General features: G+C 39.9%; 21 protein-coding genes. 3 read left to right on the top strand and 18 right to left on the bottom strand.

The features are described 5' to 3' along the window. Window positions 1–46 precede the first annotated feature (46 nt). A complete protein-coding gene (locus tag IEV52_RS03215; RefSeq protein WP_188402225.1) occupies window positions 47–310 on the top strand; it encodes a YqhV family protein in 264 nt (87 codons plus the stop codon). A 4-nt stretch (window positions 311–314) separates the two neighbouring features. Here the strand turns inward: IEV52_RS03215 and IEV52_RS03210 are convergent, their stop codons facing one another. After that, window positions 315–1193, bottom strand: coding sequence for a LysR family transcriptional regulator (locus tag IEV52_RS03210; RefSeq protein ID WP_188401082.1), 879 nt, complete (start codon window positions 1191–1193; stop codon window positions 315–317). A 111-nt stretch (window positions 1194–1304) separates the two neighbouring features. Here IEV52_RS03210 and IEV52_RS03205 point away from each other — a divergent pair, with 111 nt between their 5' ends. Next, window positions 1305–2408: a citrate synthase/methylcitrate synthase gene (locus IEV52_RS03205; RefSeq protein WP_188401081.1), complete on the top strand. Its 1104-nt coding sequence runs from the start codon at window positions 1305–1307 to the stop codon at window positions 2406–2408. Window positions 2409–2707: 299 nt separating this feature from the next. Here IEV52_RS03205 and fliT read toward each other — a convergent pair whose 3' ends face one another. Genes fliT through flaG form a run of 4 tightly spaced genes read right to left on the bottom strand, consistent with a single transcriptional unit; the run spans window position 2708 to window position 5370 of the window. Then, on the bottom strand, window positions 2708–3118 hold the full coding sequence (fliT, locus tag IEV52_RS03200; RefSeq protein WP_188401080.1) for a flagellar protein FliT: 411 nt from the start codon (window positions 3116–3118) through the stop codon (window positions 2708–2710). Continuing rightward, a complete protein-coding gene (fliS, locus tag IEV52_RS03195; RefSeq protein ID WP_188401079.1) occupies window positions 3058–3459 on the bottom strand; it encodes a flagellar export chaperone FliS in 402 nt (133 codons plus the stop codon). The genes fliT and fliS overlap by 61 nt, the downstream gene beginning before the upstream one ends. Before the next feature lie 27 nt (window positions 3460–3486). Then, window positions 3487–5010, bottom strand: coding sequence for a flagellar hook-associated protein 2 (locus IEV52_RS03190; protein WP_188401078.1), 1524 nt, complete (start codon window positions 5008–5010; stop codon window positions 3487–3489). Between the two features lie 21 nt (window positions 5011–5031). Beyond that, window positions 5032–5370 (bottom strand): flagellar protein FlaG, encoded by a 339-nt coding sequence (gene flaG / locus IEV52_RS03185; protein WP_229754171.1) that lies wholly within the window; start codon window positions 5368–5370, stop codon window positions 5032–5034. Window positions 5371–5620: 250 nt separating this feature from the next. Between flaG and IEV52_RS03180 the strand changes: the two genes are divergently transcribed. Next, on the top strand, window positions 5621–7564 hold the full coding sequence (locus IEV52_RS03180) for an acyltransferase family protein (RefSeq protein ID WP_229754170.1): 1944 nt from the start codon (window positions 5621–5623) through the stop codon (window positions 7562–7564). A 57-nt stretch (window positions 7565–7621) separates the two neighbouring features. Here the strand turns inward: IEV52_RS03180 and IEV52_RS03175 are convergent, their stop codons facing one another. From IEV52_RS03175 to IEV52_RS03115, 13 genes are all read right to left on the bottom strand, one after another. Further along, window positions 7622–7930, bottom strand: coding sequence for a DUF5658 family protein (locus tag IEV52_RS03175; RefSeq protein WP_188401076.1), 309 nt, complete (start codon window positions 7928–7930; stop codon window positions 7622–7624). Between the two features lie 100 nt (window positions 7931–8030). Then, entirely contained in the window at window positions 8031–8873 is an 843-nt protein-coding gene (hag, locus tag IEV52_RS03170; protein WP_188401075.1) for a flagellin Hag, read from the bottom strand. Window positions 8874–9018: 145 nt separating this feature from the next. Continuing rightward, window positions 9019–9246 (bottom strand): carbon storage regulator CsrA, encoded by a 228-nt coding sequence (gene csrA, locus IEV52_RS03165; protein WP_188401074.1) that lies wholly within the window; start codon window positions 9244–9246, stop codon window positions 9019–9021. Between the two features lies 1 nt (window position 9247). After that, on the bottom strand, window positions 9248–9682 hold the full coding sequence (fliW, locus tag IEV52_RS03160; RefSeq protein WP_188401073.1) for a flagellar assembly protein FliW: 435 nt from the start codon (window positions 9680–9682) through the stop codon (window positions 9248–9250). Between the two features lie 12 nt (window positions 9683–9694). Then, complete coding sequence (locus tag IEV52_RS03155; RefSeq protein ID WP_188401072.1) at window positions 9695–10270, bottom strand: DUF6470 family protein; 576 nt, start codon at window positions 10268–10270, stop codon at window positions 9695–9697. A gap of 64 nt (window positions 10271–10334) precedes the next feature. Then, window positions 10335–11216 carry a flagellar hook-associated protein FlgL gene (gene flgL, locus IEV52_RS03150; protein WP_188401071.1) on the bottom strand — a complete coding sequence of 294 codons (882 nt, stop codon included), beginning with the start codon at window positions 11214–11216 and terminating at the stop codon, window positions 10335–10337. Window positions 11217–11226: 10 nt separating this feature from the next. Next, window positions 11227–12750 (bottom strand): flagellar hook-associated protein FlgK, encoded by a 1524-nt coding sequence (gene flgK / locus IEV52_RS03145; RefSeq protein WP_188401070.1) that lies wholly within the window; start codon window positions 12748–12750, stop codon window positions 11227–11229. Window positions 12751–12771: 21 nt separating this feature from the next. Then, the gene (locus IEV52_RS03140; RefSeq protein WP_188401069.1) at window positions 12772–13230 is read right to left on the bottom strand and encodes a flagellar protein FlgN; all 459 of its coding nucleotides are present in this window, start codon (window positions 13228–13230) and stop codon (window positions 12772–12774) included. 9 nt (window positions 13231–13239) lie between these two features. Then, window positions 13240–13506 (bottom strand): flagellar biosynthesis anti-sigma factor FlgM, encoded by a 267-nt coding sequence (flgM, locus tag IEV52_RS03135; RefSeq protein WP_188401068.1) that lies wholly within the window; start codon window positions 13504–13506, stop codon window positions 13240–13242. 87 nt (window positions 13507–13593) lie between these two features. Continuing rightward, window positions 13594–13989 (bottom strand): TIGR03826 family flagellar region protein, encoded by a 396-nt coding sequence (locus IEV52_RS03130; protein ID WP_188401067.1) that lies wholly within the window; start codon window positions 13987–13989, stop codon window positions 13594–13596. A gap of 80 nt (window positions 13990–14069) precedes the next feature. Then, on the bottom strand, window positions 14070–14780 hold the full coding sequence (locus IEV52_RS03125; RefSeq protein WP_188401066.1) for a ComF family protein: 711 nt from the start codon (window positions 14778–14780) through the stop codon (window positions 14070–14072). Further along, window positions 14777–16273: an ATP-dependent helicase ComFA gene (locus IEV52_RS03120; RefSeq protein WP_188401065.1), complete on the bottom strand. Its 1497-nt coding sequence runs from the start codon at window positions 16271–16273 to the stop codon at window positions 14777–14779. The genes IEV52_RS03125 and IEV52_RS03120 overlap by 4 nt, the downstream gene beginning before the upstream one ends. A gap of 48 nt (window positions 16274–16321) precedes the next feature. Beyond that, window positions 16322–17170: a DegV family protein gene (locus IEV52_RS03115; RefSeq protein ID WP_188401064.1), complete on the bottom strand. Its 849-nt coding sequence runs from the start codon at window positions 17168–17170 to the stop codon at window positions 16322–16324. Between the last annotated feature and the right edge of the window lie 21 nt (window positions 17171–17191).

Below are 17191 nucleotides of genomic sequence, written 5' to 3'. Positions count from 1 at the left end.
GGAAAATTAAACAAGTGTTTAAAGGAGGCAATGGACGTTGCTGCATATGATTGAAAAAGTCGTCCTAGGCATGGCTGCAATTCGCATTCTATCGGGAACGCTTGAAATTACAGCGGCTCTTTTCATGCTGCATTACAATACCGTCGATCGAGCGCTCGTCATCAATTCCCTTCTCTCAATCGTCGGTCCCATCATCTTTTTCTCTACAATGACACTAGGAATCTACGGATTATCCACTAAACTATCATTCACCAGTTTGATCTGGATCATGGTTGGCGTGATTTGTATTGTTTATGGGATAAAAAGATAACAAATTAAAACCTGTACCCAGATAGATAAGCTAAAAACTCTGTTTGCTTACCATGATTGTATTTTGTTAGCGCATAAGTGTTGGCGTCAGGCAGGTTCACAGAAAAGCAATCGACCTCGAGCAATCTGCCTTCTAACAATTCTCTTCTAACCGTTGACAGCGGTAAAAATGATACGCCAAGACCTTCAGAGATAAACCTTTTTGTAATATGAATCTGAGAAACTTTCATCATACGGACACCAGGATAAACCAGCTTTACACGTTTACATAGGTCATCCCAATACCCAGGGTGATTATGTGTCAAAAGATAGCTTGATAGAAGAACTTCTCTTTCCTCTAATGGCAGAGCGGCTTCAAAATCGATCCCATCATGTGGCGCAACCAAAACGACTTTATCTTTATAAAGCAGCTGACTCGTAATCTCAGAATGGGTACTGCCTAAGCAAGACAATCCTAAATCCACTTCCTCGTTTAAGACCGCATGCTCTATATCTTCAGAATCAATAATCTTAATGGAGATCTCCACTTCCGGATGTCCTTTTACGTATCTTTTTAAAACCGATGGCAGAATCGTATCCGCGATAAGCGGTGAGATGCCGATACAAAGTTTCGAGTGGTATCCTTGCTGAAAAGCGTTTAAATCCTCTAACCCGCCTTCATAAACTTCCATCAGTTTTTTGGCATGCTTTAAATATCTTCTTCCTTCCGCTGTCAGTTTCACTCTTCTTCCTTCACGTAAAAATAAAGACATCCCTAACTCAGCTTCCAGCATTTTTATATGGACAGTGACAGAAGGCTGTGACACGTGGAGGATCTCTGACGTTCTTCTAAAGTTCTCGCATTCTGCTGCCGTTATGAAAGTCTTAAGCCAAGAGAATTCCATGACATTCACCACCCTTATTAATAAATCGTATTAATTCAATTAAAAACAATTAATATCATAAATCAACTTCATTCTATACAATAGTACTAAATAATGGAAGGAGTGAAGACGATGATACAAAAAGGTCTAAAAGGAATCGTTGCAGCCGAGACGGAAATCAGCCACATCGACGGTGCTGAAGGAAAGTTAATCTACCGAGGATATGAGATTGGTGAACTTACCTCTGCCTACTCATTTGAAGAAATAGCGTATCTGCTGTGGTATAGTGAACTTCCTGAACAAAAAGAACTCGCAGCCTTAAAGAAAGAACTGATCAAAAATCGTACACTTCCCGTCCATATGAAAAATATTCTAGAACACCTGCCAAAAGAGATGGACTTAATGAGTGTGATCCGAACAGCTATCTCTTCGGAAGGAAACGAGAGTTATGGATGGAAACCTACCATATCACAAGCGATACGGCTAACAAGTCTGGTGCCGACAATCATTGCTTATCGCAAGCGTCAATTAGAAGGGAAATCTATTGTGGAGCCATCAAAAGAATTAAGCCATGTAGAAAATTACCTCTACATGTTAAACGGAGAAACTCCATCCAAGGCACAAACCCTTGCGCTCGAAACCTATATAATCCTGACATTAGAACACGGGATGAACGCTTCAACTTTTTCAGCCCGCGTGACCGCATCCACGGAGTCCGATATGGTGTCTGCTGTAACTTCTGCCATCGGGACAATGAAAGGCCCACTTCACGGAGGAGCACCATCTGGGGTTATAGATTTGTTGGACGAGGTGCGGGAAGCTGGCAGTGCTGAGAGTGTTATTCGTGAAAAGCTCGAAAAAGGTGAAAAGCTCATGGGATTCGGCCATCGTGTATATAAAACACATGATCCTCGAGCCGTCGCTCTAAAGGCAAAACTTTCAGAGTTAGTCGGTGAAGACGAATGGCTCGACCTTGCTCTAGAAGTTGAGACAACGGCTGTGGATTTGCTCAAAGAATACAAACCAGGGAGATCATTGTATACGAATGTTGAATTCTACGCAGCTGCTATCATGAAATCCATTCAACTTGACCCTTCCCTTTTCACGCCTACTTTCACGGCAAGCCGCATGGTCGGATGGACTGCTCATATACTTGAGCAAGCCGACGACAACACGATCTATCGGCCCCAGTCTGTCTATACGGGGAAGCTTTATGATAAGCCCTCTATGATTTAGACAGCATCTGTGTGTAGATTGCTGGTATGCCTGATATCAGTTCTAGAATTCCTGATATATTCTATTTATTCCTGATATTTTTATTTTTTTGCTGATAATTAGTGCTTTTTACTGATATCACTTACATGTTTCATTATATATTGCATACATGAACCTAAAAAGAAAAACCGAACAACTCTGTTCGGTTTTTTTAAACGTTTTTTACCTTTTTTTGATAGTGCTTAACACTATTACAGCAAGAGGAGGAGATCGTGATTTAAAGTAAAAAGGCACACAGTTCTTGGACTGGTGCCTTTTGTTTATTTCTTTTTATCAAAATACATCCCATCACCCGATAATGTCTGATAGGGATTAGCGTATTGATTGTTCTTGACCTTTTTCTTTTTCATTATTGTAAGGTTATGTTTGATCTCTTCAAATTGCCGTGCTAACAGCGGGTCAATGGACTCGTTTAATTTTATGATCATCTGGCCTACCCTCTGTTCTTCTGCTGAATAAGAGCTGGGAAGCTGGTTCATAGCAACCTGCCGTTGTTCTAAAAGTTCGTTTAACCGTTCAATATAAGATTCTCGGTTTTCTTTTGGAAGTCCTGGACTCACATGATTATGCAAGTTTTTCGTGATCTCAAGCAAAATCTTAATAGCAGGCATTATACGCGTCCAGTCTCGCCATGCTGCATTCGACGGTTGATCTGGATAACCTCTTTCCACGTATTCCGAAAATCCGTCACATAGTCTTCCACTTCATCCAAGATCGTAACGTCACTTTGAATGTTCGCTTCGATCAGACGACGATTAATGTAGTCGTACATCTGCATCATAGATTTTGAGATCTCGACATCCATGTTTAAGGTGACCATCAATTCTTGGATGATCTTCTGAGCTTTTAATAGATTTGTATTCTTTTGTTCTGTATTCTTAAGCTCGATCGCTGTTCTCGCAAGACCGATAAATTTCAAACACCCGTTGTAGAGCATAAGCGTCAGCTCACCTGGAGACGCCGTTTGGACTGAGTTGTTTTGATACACATTTTTTGCGTTAAGTATGGACATGTAAAGGTAACACTCCTTTTTAGTTTACTATTGTCCGCCGCCAAACTGTTGCATTAAATAAGCACTTTGCTGATTGGATCGTTGGATAGCCGCTTCCATTGCTTGGAACTGACGCCAATAACGGTCCTCTACTTGTACTAAACGGTCTTCAAAAGCCGATATCCGCTTATCAACGTCCGTTAATTCACGGCCAAGCGTGAATTGAGCATTTGTTCGAAGGGCGTTACCCGCTTTTAGTTCAATCTTTTCAACGGTTTGATCAATCGTCGTACGAAGTTTCTTTGCGATTCCATCGATATTATTAGCACTATCCCCAGTAAACATTTTCATGACTGCATCAGGATTAGCAGCTAAAGCATCACGAAGTTTCTTCTCATCGACTTCTAGCTTCCCTTTGTCCAAATAGTTACGAGAGGTTGTAATTCCAAGCTCTGAAAGCTGGTCATATTTTGTGTCCCCAGTATTAACGGAAGCGTACAAAACCGAACGCATCGTGTTTAATCCGCTTGAAAGGATGGAATCACCTCGCAGCATCCCGCTCTTTGCCTTCTCATCCCACAGCTCCGCTTCCTTATCGGATAGATCCTTACGCTGAGCATCGGTTAACGGAGGGAAATCACGATACTTTGTTTCAGCCGTTTTTTTATTAATGGCTTCAATCGTTTCGTTGTACTTTTTCACAAAATCCTTAATAGAAGTAACTACACCATCTGTGTCCGTACTAGAGCTGATGGTTGATTCTCCAAGGGCTTTTAGTGAATAAGTAACACCACTGATGGCGAAAGTATTTGAAGTTCTTTCAATTCCATTAAGACCATTAAGATCAAACGTGGCGTTTAATCCATTGTCTGATCCGGCTGCACCAAGTTTTGTGCCATCCGTTGAAAACCCAATATTATTAAAAAATGCTACTGTTTCAGGAGTTTCTAGTGATAGACTTGATCCCTTACCTGTTACGTTATTTGATATTGCAAATTTTCCAGTTGATTCATCATAGAATGCCGAAATATCTAATCCTGCTTCAGAAAATTTCTTAGCTACAGACTCTAAAGTGTCTTTAGAAGGATCTATTGATATTGTTTTTACAGCCTCTGTAGCAGTACTACCAGGTTTTTGAACTGCAACCTTTAATTCAACAGGAGCTGTAAATTTAGTGTCATCTATTGCAGCTAAAGTTGCCTTACCACTTGCTTTAGTAGTTCCACCTTTATTATAAATCTCAGTTGATACCCAACTTCGTGCAGTTGCTAACTGCGTAACTTTAATAGTAGACGTTATATTCGAAGCACTTCCTGAGACGGTTGCCGTAACAGCGTTAGGATTCGTACTTGTTACGGTTTTCTTGTTAAATGTTCCTTGCAGAGCTATACCATCTAAAATAAAGCGATCAAGCTCGTCCAACAATTTATTCATAGAACGATAGTCGTCACGCTGCCACTCCAAAGTGGTCTTCTTCTGTGAGAGTTTATCTAATGGAATACGCTCAGCCTTCATCAGATCGCCTACGAGAGTATCAATATCCATACCACTAGCTAATCCACCTATTCTCATACTCACGGTTCATCACCGTCCCTAAATTTTTTTATCTACAAAAATACCCATAAAATCAATCATCTCAGCATACATATCAAGGAACTTTTTATTTGGTATTTCCTTGACAACTTCTTGAGTCACTTGATCCACGATCTGCACGTAATAATCGTTCAGCTTTTCATGAAGCACGAACTTAGAGGAAGTAGGTGCCGGCTTCAGCATGTCATTCATGGCATCTATGACTTTTTCTAATTGATCTTTTGTTGGCTTTACTTGTGCTGAAGCTTCAGCTTTAGGTGTTGGTTCTTGTTGATTTTGGCTTTTAAGCACAGGCTCAGATTTTGAAAAAACGGGAGAACTAATCGTTTGCAGTTCCACCTTCATCGCCCCTTTTATTTTCTCTAAAATTTATATCGGATACATTAAATAATTGTTGAGGAAGTAGATCCATGCAAAAGTACAAAAAAAATTTATTACAATTCTATGAAACTTCTCAAACACCCGTTTTTTTATTGTAAAATAGTTGCTTAGGAAGATAAAAAAAATGTAGAAAAATGACCACTAATGGATGGCATTTACATATAAAAATACAAATAACATTAAATGGAAAATTGAAAACGAGAGGATAATGGCAGTAATGAAAGACCGTCACAAAAAGCAGCACATGAAACGTAGCCGGCAATCCGGTATAAAGCAAAATGAAGCCATTGAACAACCTCTAGGAAAGAACAGGTACATATCCGGATTAGATGGACTAAGAGCCATCGCCGTCCTTGCCGTCATCGCTTATCATTTAAACTTCGAGTGGGCTGCAGGCGGATTACTGGGAGTTACCGTCTTTTTTGTTTTATCAGGATACTTAATAACAGACCTTCTAGTAGCGGAATATGTCGCAACTAATTCAATAAATTTTAAAAACTTTTGGATTCGCCGGGCCCGAAGACTATTACCTGCTATGTTCACCATGCTGCTCGTGGTAATAACATATGTCACACTTTTTGAGCCCGCCATGCTTGAAAAGCTAGAGGAAGACACGGTAGCAGCTGTCTTTTATGTGAGCAACTGGTGGTACATTTTCCAGGACCTATCGTATTTCGAAAGCTTCGGTCCCCCTTCCCTTCTAACGCACTTCTGGTCGTTGGCGGTGGAAGAACAGTTTTATATTCTATGGCCAATCGTTATCATGGCTGTGTTAAAGCTTAGAGTACGTGAAGGCTATCTATTTTCTATTATTCTAGCAGGTGCCCTTGTATCCGCAGCTCTCATGACTTTGATGTACGAACCAGGCGCAGACCCTAGCCGTGTCTATTACGGAACGGATACACGTGTATTTTCTCTCCTTCTTGGCGCAAGTCTAGCTGTGATCTGGCCTAGCCGAAAGCTGTCTAGCAGTCTTCCACCGGAGATTCGTTGGAAACTAGATTTTGTAGGATTGTCAGCACTCGCTTTCGTCTTTTATATGTTCTGGAGCACAAACCAATATCAAGACTTCCTCTATCAAGGAGGAATGGTTGCGATTTCTGTAGCATCATTACTTGTTGTGGCCGTCATGGTTCATCCGTCCAGCAGACTGAACATTTGGCTCAGCTTTAAACCGTTACGTTGGATCGGCGTCCGTTCATACGGCATCTATCTCTGGCATTTTCCTGTCATCGTGCTCACTTCTCCACAATGGGGAGCGGATGCACCAAGCCTGTTTAGAACGCCATTTCAACTCGTGTTAATCTTAGTTCTTGCAAGTCTCTCTTATACGTTTATCGAGAGCCCTATCCGAAAAGGAGCATTAACAAAGTTCTGCCGCGTGGTTAAACGCGGTGAGTGGAAGCGGGAACGATCATTTATTGGACGCTTTGTCACAACGGCATGTATCTTAGGATTGCTCACATGTGTATCTGTAATTGGCTTTACTACAACTACAGTAGCGTTAAGCAAAGATAAAGTAATTAACACGATCCAAGCAAAAGTTGTAAACGAAGAGCCGCCGACGGAGAACAAAATAAAACCTGAACCTAAACCAGATGCGCCTAAAAAAGAAGACAAGAAAGATGAGCCTGAAAAGAAACCAACTGAGGAAAAAGATTCTAATAAAGAGAAAAAGCCACCTGTTCAAGATTCACGTTCTCTCTCAGTAATTGGTGACTCCGTCATGATTGATGTAACAAAACATTTAGAAGAAGCCTTCAAAAAAGTTGATGTAGACGCGAAGATTGGTCGTCAATTTAGAGAAGCGGAAGAAATCGTTCAGCAAAAGAAAAGTTCTAACAGCTTAGGAGAGATCGTGGTCATCGAACTTGGTGCCAATGGACCTCTAGCCGAGAAAAAGATGCATCAGCTGATTGAGGAAATCGGCGACCGGGACATTTACATGATAACAACACGCGTACCAAAACCATGGCAAAATGAAGTCAATGAGACGATTAAAAAGGTTGCCACACAACACAAAAACGTGAAAGTAGTTGACTGGTTTGAAATGAGTGAATCTCATCCAGAATACATTGGCAATGACGGTGTTCATCTCACGTTAACAGGTGCAAAAGAATACTCAAAATATTTGATCGATCATATTGAATAAAAAAGAAGCCAATCATCCAGTATTAGGGTGTTTGGCTTTTTTGTACACAAAAAATACTCATAAAGAAAAATATAGATACAATTGCCAAAAAACCACAAACGAATAAACAATTAACACCCCAAAAGTTAGCTTTCTTGCAATACGATGAACGGGAAAAAAGCCAAACCCCAAAATGACTAAAGAGAAAAAAAGTTTAATGCTAATAAACCATAGAGGATGATATCCATATAAAGCATTCATCAAAGGGTTTAATTCCTTTGCACCATTCATCAGAAGAAAATGGGTAACAGAAGCATCCAGCAAGTTTAAGACAGCGATACCCACGCATACCCAAAAATGAGCTTTCAACCAAACGGCTCTATTCATTTCAACACCCCCACATTAGGAGTATATCCCAATCAGAAGGATTGTTGCCTGTATTAAGATAAAAAAGCCACCGGATAAGTATCCGATGACTTTAGGTAAATTAACGAAGAAGTTGAAGAACTCCTTGTGGTTGTTGGTTGGCTTGAGCTAACATGCTTTGAGCAGCCTGAGATAGGATGTTGTTCTTTGTGAACTCCATCATTTCTTTCGCCATGTCTGTATCTCTTATGCGAGATTCAGCAGCCGTTAAGTTTTCAGCAGAAGTTCCAAGGTTATTAATAGTGTGTTCTAAACGGTTTTGAGTAGCACCAAGTTTTGAACGCTCCGCAGATACAGTTTCGATCGCTGTATTTACAAGAGTGATAGCTGCGTTCGCATTAGCTTGAGTTGTAATGTCGATACCAACTGTGTCAGCTTCAGTTGTTCCAGTACCAACTGCAAGAGTTGTAGCATCCATAGCATTGATAGTTAATGTCAGGCTTTGCCCTGCATTAGCACCGATATGGAATACTTTACCGTCAACATCAGAACCATCAAGAAGTTTTTGAGTGTTGAACTCGGTAGTTTTTGCAATACGAGTGATTTCTTTTGATAACTGGTTAAACTCCTTTTGAAGTTCTCCACGGTCAGTTGCTGTGTTAGTATCGTTGGCAGATTGAGTAGCCAATTCACGCATACGTTGAAGGATATCATGTGTTTCGTTCAATGCACCCTCAGCCGTTTGAATTAAAGAGATTCCATCTTGTGCGTTCTTAGAACCCATTTCAAGACCACGGATTTGCCCACGCATTTTTTCAGATATTGCTAATCCTGCTGCATCATCACCAGCTTTGTTGATTTTTAGACCTGATGATAACTTCTCTAAAGACTTTCCAGTGTTCGCACTGTTTGTAGACAACTGACGGTACGTGTTAAGTGAAGCGATATTGTGATTAATTCTCATTTCATTTTCCTCCTTGAATGTGTTCCGCCCACGTCCTTGTGGTTGGATGTTTTTTGAAACGCGAGTGTTTTTACCGGCCGTTAAAAACACTGTTTGTTTCTACATTACTTATATCGGAATAAGAGAATTAATCTTTAATCCATTTTTAATTTTTTTTAATGTTAAATAATTGTTGTAATTGATTAAAATTAGTATTTGAAGCTTTGTTGTTTTCCTCTTGTATTGAAAGAAAAATCTCTTTTCTATGTATTTCAATATCCTTTGGTGCTGATATTCCTAGCTTTACTTGGTCGCCTTCTATAGTTAATATAGTAATTTCAATATCCTGTCCAATCTTAATCGCTTCCTGTAGTTTTCGGGTTAAGACTAACATATTAACCCTCCCTTTTAGTAGTGTTTAAATGATGACGCGTCCCATAATTCCCATCATTTATAATCACCTGTTTTGCTTTGTTTTGTTTAGTATTGATAACAACTGGAGCTTGTAAATTAGCTGTCGATTTTTCAAAAGGTTCGGCTACTGTAACTATTACTTGCACCATCACATCACCTGGTGTTGATACAGCTAATTGATCCTGGTCAGAATTGGATAATTCAAAATCATAATTCTTAAAAAACACGAATGGATCTGCAGTTATAAACGCTAGATCTGGTGATATTACTGATTGAAGAATTGAGAACGGTGTTCCTTCTATTGGCAGCAAAACAAATTTCTTTTCTTCTTCAAATCCTGGTAAACCCAACTCAAAATCCAGAATATCAGATTCATTCACTTCTATTGTCTCTTCGAATTTCGTTTGAAGTTTCATATACTCAGTCCTTTACTTTTTCTCATCTACTTCTAAACCGATTACTTCGATTTTTAAAGATGGCCATTGTTTCATTTCTCCACGGATGACTCCTGGAGTATAGTCATGACGTGGTTTATTTACTTGGACATCTATTTCTGGTTTATTTGCTTTCCAATTAATTTTTAAATCCCCGGGCTGATAGTTTGTCTTCACACTAAAATGAGAGGGAACAAATCCTATATTGAATTCATAAATGGGGCTCTCTCCATTTATTTTCGCATGGTCAGCAATTGGAATACCACCATTTTCTATTCTCATCAGGTCATCGCCTTCTGAAGCTCTTCGTCCCATCCCGGCTAACCAATCCTGATACCCATTTTGAGCAAAGTCTTCAATTCGTTTAAAGATATGCTTTAAGTCCATGTCTTCCCAGGCTTGTGTTTGGTCAATCGTTAACTTGCCAGGTGTTGTCTCCATTTCTAATTCTGCTTTTGGTTGTTGAATGGATATTTCTGCTGCTGGCTGTTCAATTTCCTGAACCGGTTTTTGTATGTTTAATCCTAACTGCCCAAACGTAGATTCCATTTTTAATTGAGGAAAATTCATAGAGTCCCTCCTAAAAAAGAGTGTAATTGCAAGAAAAGAGCTATCACAAGGATAGCTCTAAAGTTTAGCGTAAAAAGTCCATTAAAGTCGGCTGCATAATACGTGACCCAACGCCTAGTGCAGCCCGATGAACAGTTTCTTGCATTTTAAGGTCTGTAATCACACGTTCAATATCTGCATCTTCATTATCTGAGAGAATTCGATTAGCAATAACCTCTTGCTCACTGACACGTTCATCGATTAACTCTACACGATTGTATCGTGCACCAAGTTCAGCACGCTCTGATACTAGATTATTAATGTGCTTATCTAGTTTACCAAGGAAACTGTCAACATTTGCAGGATTCGTGCTATTTAATGTATTCTCTAAAGCTGTGATATCTCCAAACAACCCATCCGGTGTAAGAGTAAATACATTCCTAGGATCGATATTCACAGCAATTTTTATCCCTTTTGATAACTCTAACTCTACAGGGTTACCGTTCGTAGAAACTTTTGAGGCGTTTAAATCCACTGGTTTTGCCGTTGTATCATTTCCGTTAAAAATGAACTTTCCTGCTACTTGTGTATTCGCAATAGAGACAAGGTGTTCTTTTAATTGTCCTACTTCTTTTGCAATAATTTCTCGTTGCGAATCTTCTAACGTTCCGTTACTCGCCTGAACTGTTAACTCCCGGATACGCTGCATAACACTCGTTGCTTTGTCGAGAGCCGCATCCGAGTTCTCCATCCAGTTGTAAGCTTCAGACAGATTCCGCTTGTATTGTTCAACTTCAGTAAGATTTGTTCGATAAGTCATACCTTTCATCGCAACGACAGGATCGTCGGACGGACGGCTAATTTTCTTTCCTGTAGATAACTGCTCTTGTGTTTTTGCCATACGCCCGTAGCTTTCGCTAATGTGTCTCAATGTGTTATTAGCTAGCATTGATTGAGTTACTCGCATTTACCTCTACCTACCTTCCACCAACACCTAAGCCGTTAATAATTTTATCTAACATTTCATCGATCACCGTAATGTTTCGCGCTGATGCATTATAAGCATGCTGATATTGAATCATATTTGTCATTTCTTCATCAAGAGAGACTCCGCTTACAGAAGTTCTTCTTTGTTGGACTGCTCCTGACAACACGGATGAGTTATTGGTTAATCGTACCGCTTGTTGAGCATCAACAGCCATTTTACCAATAGCACCTTCATAAAAGCTCTTTAAAGTAGCTGTTCCACTCGTAAATGTTAAGCTTGCATTTTTTACATCTGCTAGAGATAGAGCATTACTTCCATCTCCATCAAAGTTGCTCTTTGCAGCCGCGATATGATCAAGATTTTTAGTATCGCTATGAAGTTTAATATCTTTGGCTGCACCTTTAGTACCTGTTACATCAAAGAATGAGTACCCTGTGTTGCCATCTAATCCTGTTCCTGCTTGATGAACTCTGTTAAATTCAGTGGCAAAGTTTAAAGCCATTTCATCAAGGCTCTTTAGCATATCTGGGTAAGTTCCTTTAGATGTTCCATTATCATCATATCCATAAGATTCTAATAGTCCTTTTAATTTACCACCAGAGAAATCTTGAATATCGATTGCCGTTCCATCTACCGTTACTGTATCTGCAAGGTTATTAGCATTGTATTGAATCGAAACAGGGTTTACAGGTGTTGCAGCTGCTGAATCTAGTAACATGACTGGAGCAGCTGGTGCAGGTGAGCCAGGATAAGACTCGCCATTTGCATTTAAAAGCTCTATGTTGTAAATCCCTTCAGCAAGTGGTGACGATTGGCCACCACTGCCTGTTTTCGTTACTTTAATGTTGACCATTGTTGAGAGCTGGTCTACCAGCATATCCCTCTCATCATAAAGATCATTTGGAAGGTACCCGTGTGGTTCTATTTCTTTGATTTGTGTATTGATGTTACTAATCTGAGTTAATAGAGAATTAATTTCTTTTGCTGTTAAGTCAGCTTGTGCTTTTAAATCCTCTTGAATTGAAGATAACGAGTTTGATAGATAATTAAAGGTTTCAGCAACAGCTAGACCACGCTGCCGTACAACTGAACGAGCTCCTGAATCTTCAGGGTTCACTGATAGATCCTGCAAAGACTGCCAAAAACGATCCATCGTTTTGGCTAATCCGTTATCCGATGGTTCATTCATGATGTCTTCCATCTTAGCTAATGCTTCACTTTTTGCATTCCAGAAACCAAACTTATTGTTTTCACCACGAAATTGAGTATCCAAAAAGCCTTCACGTACACGTTGGATCGATCCAGCCTCAACACCTGTTCCCAGCTGACCAGGAATTTGCGGACGATTCATAGAAGCAGCCGGATAAGGTTCTGTTTGTGAGAAGTTTACTCGTTGCCTTGAATAACCAGGTGTATTGGCATTCGCAATATTATTCCCTGTTGTTTGTAGAGCTGTTTGCTGAGTAAACATACCCCTGCGGGCTGTTTCTAAGCCGTGAAAAGTTGAGCGCATGATCAGTTTCCTCCGTAAAGTTTAAGCTTTTGAATCAAATAATGATGTTGAGTTTGTTTGATATAGATTTCCTTTTGGATTTCGGTAAGTAGCTGGTTCATTATCTGGCTGAACCATGCTTAATGACATGTTTACATACTGAAGAGATTGTTCTAATAGCTCTTGGTTTAATTGGTTTCTGCTCTTTAAAGCTTCATAGGCAGTGATTAATTTATTTTGCAGATGAGTTAAATTCTCTTTTTCGTCGCTTTCCGCTTGCTCGAGTACATCTGATAATGTAACATTAGCAAACTTAAGCAACCTTTCTTTTTCGAGCATCTGCAGCTTCTTAACCTGAAGATCTTCTTCTTTTAATAGAATGTCGAGTGCTTTCATATCTCCCAGCTTCAATACACTCGTTTTTCGCTCACCCAATGAAAGAAGATCCTCGTGAGATCTTAATAATCGTTCTAACAATGAAGTCATTTGTGCCGTTTCCATGGAATCCTCCTAGGATCTACGCCAAAAATCAAGAATTGATTTTGCAGTTTTTGCAGAATCGACTTGATAGTTCCCGCTCTCAACTTGACGTTTAATTTCGCTTACTTTCTCCGCACGCTCTTGTTCAAACTTGGAAGAAGACAATAGCTTTTTTGCTTCATCCGAAATTTGAATTTCATCTTTCTTATATAAAGACTGGACCTTCTCTTGTTTCATTTCAGGTGTCTGTTTTTTATATGGATTACTTTGAATGGAATTATAGTGGTTTATACGCATTATTAGTCACCTCATTTAGAGACTGTTTTTCTTATTTATTATATCGGCAATTCTAAAGAATTCTTTAAAGAATGAAAACAAATTAGGTTAATTTTCATCTGTATGGTAAGAAGGTAATGCTTCTTCTTGTTTTCTTTTGATAAAGTCCTCAATGGACAGCTCTGACTTTAGCTTGTCCTTACATGTTTGACAGAGACGTCCATCATTAATTGGATTTTGACACCCATCACAGGGATACGTAAAATTCGGATAGCCTTTTACACGAATTCTCCCTTGGTGTATAAAATAGATAATTTTACTTTCTGAGACAGCAGTAGCTTCACTTACATCCACAATCGTTGCATTCCGATTCTCACTTCTTCTTATATAGCGATACACTTTATCATATTGCTGCTCTTCTTCACGAAAACAAGCATCGCATTGTTCACGAATTCCTTTTACAAAAAGCCTTCCGCACTGCGGACAGTTCTTTAAATCACCCATTACGTTCCGCTCCTTAGCACTTCTATCTTTCTTTTATATCGGAATGTGCTATAGAGTTTTTAACAGGACGTTTGTTTTATTTATCTTGCGAGGGTTATAGATGATACTTGTTTAGCACCAGCTTCTAACAGGACTTTAGCCGCATATCGCAATGTGCTGCCCGTCGTATAAACGTCATCTACCAGGAGTACCTTTTGACCTTGGACTTTATTAGGCTCGATAACTATAAATGGATTCTCTTTCTGCTCCAATCTTTCATCACGAGTCTTTTTACTTTGTTTTTCTTCATGAGTTTTTCTCTCTAATAGAAGTGCTATATGGTTGCTGATCCCTCTAGCTAAAAGTTCAGCCTGGTTAAACCCTCTTTCATAGTTCCGTTCTTCACTTAATGGTATCGGTATAATGAAAGCCTGTTGGGAAATCTTTTTATATTGTTTTTTCAAAACAGGATAAAAGGCTTTTATAAGTTCTGCGTTTCCTCGATATTTAAATTTGGCAATAACCTCTTTTAAAAAGTCGTTGTAGACATAAAGTGACCGATTCTGCTGTAGAATACCGGTCCAATCTTCGTTTTCCTCCCACCGAATGCAGTCGTTGCAACAGTCACCCTGTCGATATTGCTCGGGAAATAATGAAAAAGAGCGACCACATATACTACAAATATCCCCTTTAACCAACTCCAATATATCTTCACAGTCTAAACAGAGCAAAGTTCGAATTGAAAGGCCAAACAGATCCGTCCATGACCATCTTTCGGTATATGATTGATGACAGTACAGGCAGTAACTCAAGAATTATCCTCCTTATTCATCTCTTTAATATGCTTTATTGCTCGTACCATTTCTAATGATTTCCCATAATGAAAATAGATAACTTGTCCATTCGGATCATCCTTACTCCTGCCAGCTCGACCAGAAATTTGAACAAGAGCACTTTCTGAAAATACGTTATGATCAGCTCCAAACACTGCCACATCTAAAAAAGGGACGGTCACACCCCGTTCCAAGATCGTTGTTGATACGAGAAGCTGTATCTCCCCAGCTCGAAACTGTTCTACTTTTTCTTTCCTTATTGGATCCTCGGCATGTACACAATCTATAGGTACTTCTACCATCCCACGAATGATTTCCGTTACCTTTTTTAAAATAGAAACAGAAGGCACGAAAATCATTGCTCTTCTGCCACTTTTAGCTTGCTCCCTAATCCAATTTACAAATGGAGTCGGCAGTTCCCCGCGTTCCAAACGCTTCTTCCACTCACCGCTCCATACCATTTTCGGAACAGGCAAAGGATATCCATGAAATCGTCGTGGTATTTTTACACAGGAAAGCTTTCTATTCTTCACTGCTTTTTTCATTAATCTAGAAGGTGTTGCTGAGAGATATAGAAGAAAATGATCAGGTGTAACCGCTCGTGAGACAGCATGCTGAAGGGTTGTATCGTAGGAGTAAGGAAAGGCATCGACTTCGTCGACAACCATGATGTTAAACGCTTGTTTAAATCGGTAGAGCTGATGAGTCGTTGAGATGACGAGCTGTGCGGGTAATTCTCGTTCTTCTGAGCCACCATAATAGCTCGCAATCATGGTATGGGGGAAAACTTTCTTTAACCGTGGAGCGAGTTCTAAGACTACATCCGTTCGAGGAGTGGCTATACAAACTCGAAGTCCGAGTTGCAACGCTTTTTCGATCCCTTTAAAAAGGACTTCTGTTTTTCCAGCACCACACACGGCCCAGATTAACAGTTCTCCATCAAGACCAACTTGTTCAACAAACCGCTGAGAAGCCACATTCTGACCGGACGACAATTTCCCATCCCACTCCAGTTTGTTCTCACCAGACCACTGAACTTTAGGCCCTGTCCACGATAATAATGGTGTACACTGGCTTACTCGTCCCATCATGATGCAGTTTCGACAGTATGTACATGTCTCACTTTTACAACGGTAACAAGAAAAAGAAGCGAATAAGCGGTCCTTCTCATTTCCACACCTTCCGCAATTATGGCCATACTTTGTCCTACTTACACCAACTTGGTAATCTATAAAGCCATTCTCATAATGCTCATGAAGAGTTTCTATAGAAAAAGGAAGTTCATCAAGGAGAAGCAGCTTACCATGAAGAATTTGCTGGAGACTTTCATCAAATACAAACGAAGTATTTAGAGGTGGTGGTTTAGTAAAAGGCAACTCACTAAACGGAACTGGCTTTAAACCGGGGTCATCCACAAGGTGTTCAGGGGCAATGGTTAAACGGTTGTTTAAAAAAAGGGAGACAAACCTCATTGTGTTGTCTCCCGAAGTGTTAGAGATTTCATTTACATCTCTCCCATATTATTCTTTTATCCACGTAATACCTAGCGATCCTTCACCTAAGTGAGTACCGATGACTGGTCCGAAGTAGCTGACACCCACATCTGCATTCACAAACTTTTGTCGCAATTCTTCTGCGATCTCAACCGCATCATCTTCGCGCTTCGCATGAATCACGCTTATTGTTACCGTATCCTCAGGCAGCAAATCTTCATCCATGATATCAAAGATACGTTTCAATGCTTTTTTCTTCGTACGCACTTTTTCAAACGGAACGATTTTTTTATCCTCAAAATGAAGGATTGGTTTGATCTGAAGTAGGTTACCAACAAAAAGCTGTGCAGTGTTCAAACGGCCACCTCTGTGCAGGTGGTTCAAATCATCAACCAAGAAATATGCTGGAATTCCATTATTCTTCATCTCCAGCAATCGGTTCATGATCTCGTAACCGTTCGCACCTTCACTCGCAAGCTCTGCTGCCTTTAATACATAAAATGCCTGTGGTGAACAGCTGATCTCAGAATCAAACACATGAAGCTTGATCCCTTCCGCCATCTCACCTGCTGCGACAGCACTTTGATAAGTACCGCTAATCCCGCTGGATAGAGTAATCATGACTGCTTCCTCATAATTTTTCGCCAGCTCTTCTAATAACTCCACGAGCTCTCCGATCGCTGGCTGTGATGTTTTAGGAAGTGCTTCTTCTTTACTTACCATCTCGTAAAAATCGTCTGCTTTTATTTCGGCTTCTTCTTTGTATGTTTCTTTATCAAAAACCACGTTGAGCGGAATCATTACAATATTTTTTTCGCTGCGGATATGCTCGGGTATGTATGAAGTACTGTCTGTAATGACGGCTACCTTGCTCATATTTTTTGTCCTCTCTTATGC

It is taken from the genome of Fictibacillus barbaricus, from assembly GCF_014635025.1.
Taxonomy (GTDB): Bacteria; Bacillota; Bacilli; order Bacillales; family Fictibacillaceae; genus Fictibacillus; species Fictibacillus barbaricus.
Note: the sequence above shows the minus strand (reverse complement) of the source record. Positions and strands in the feature narration are given on the sequence as shown.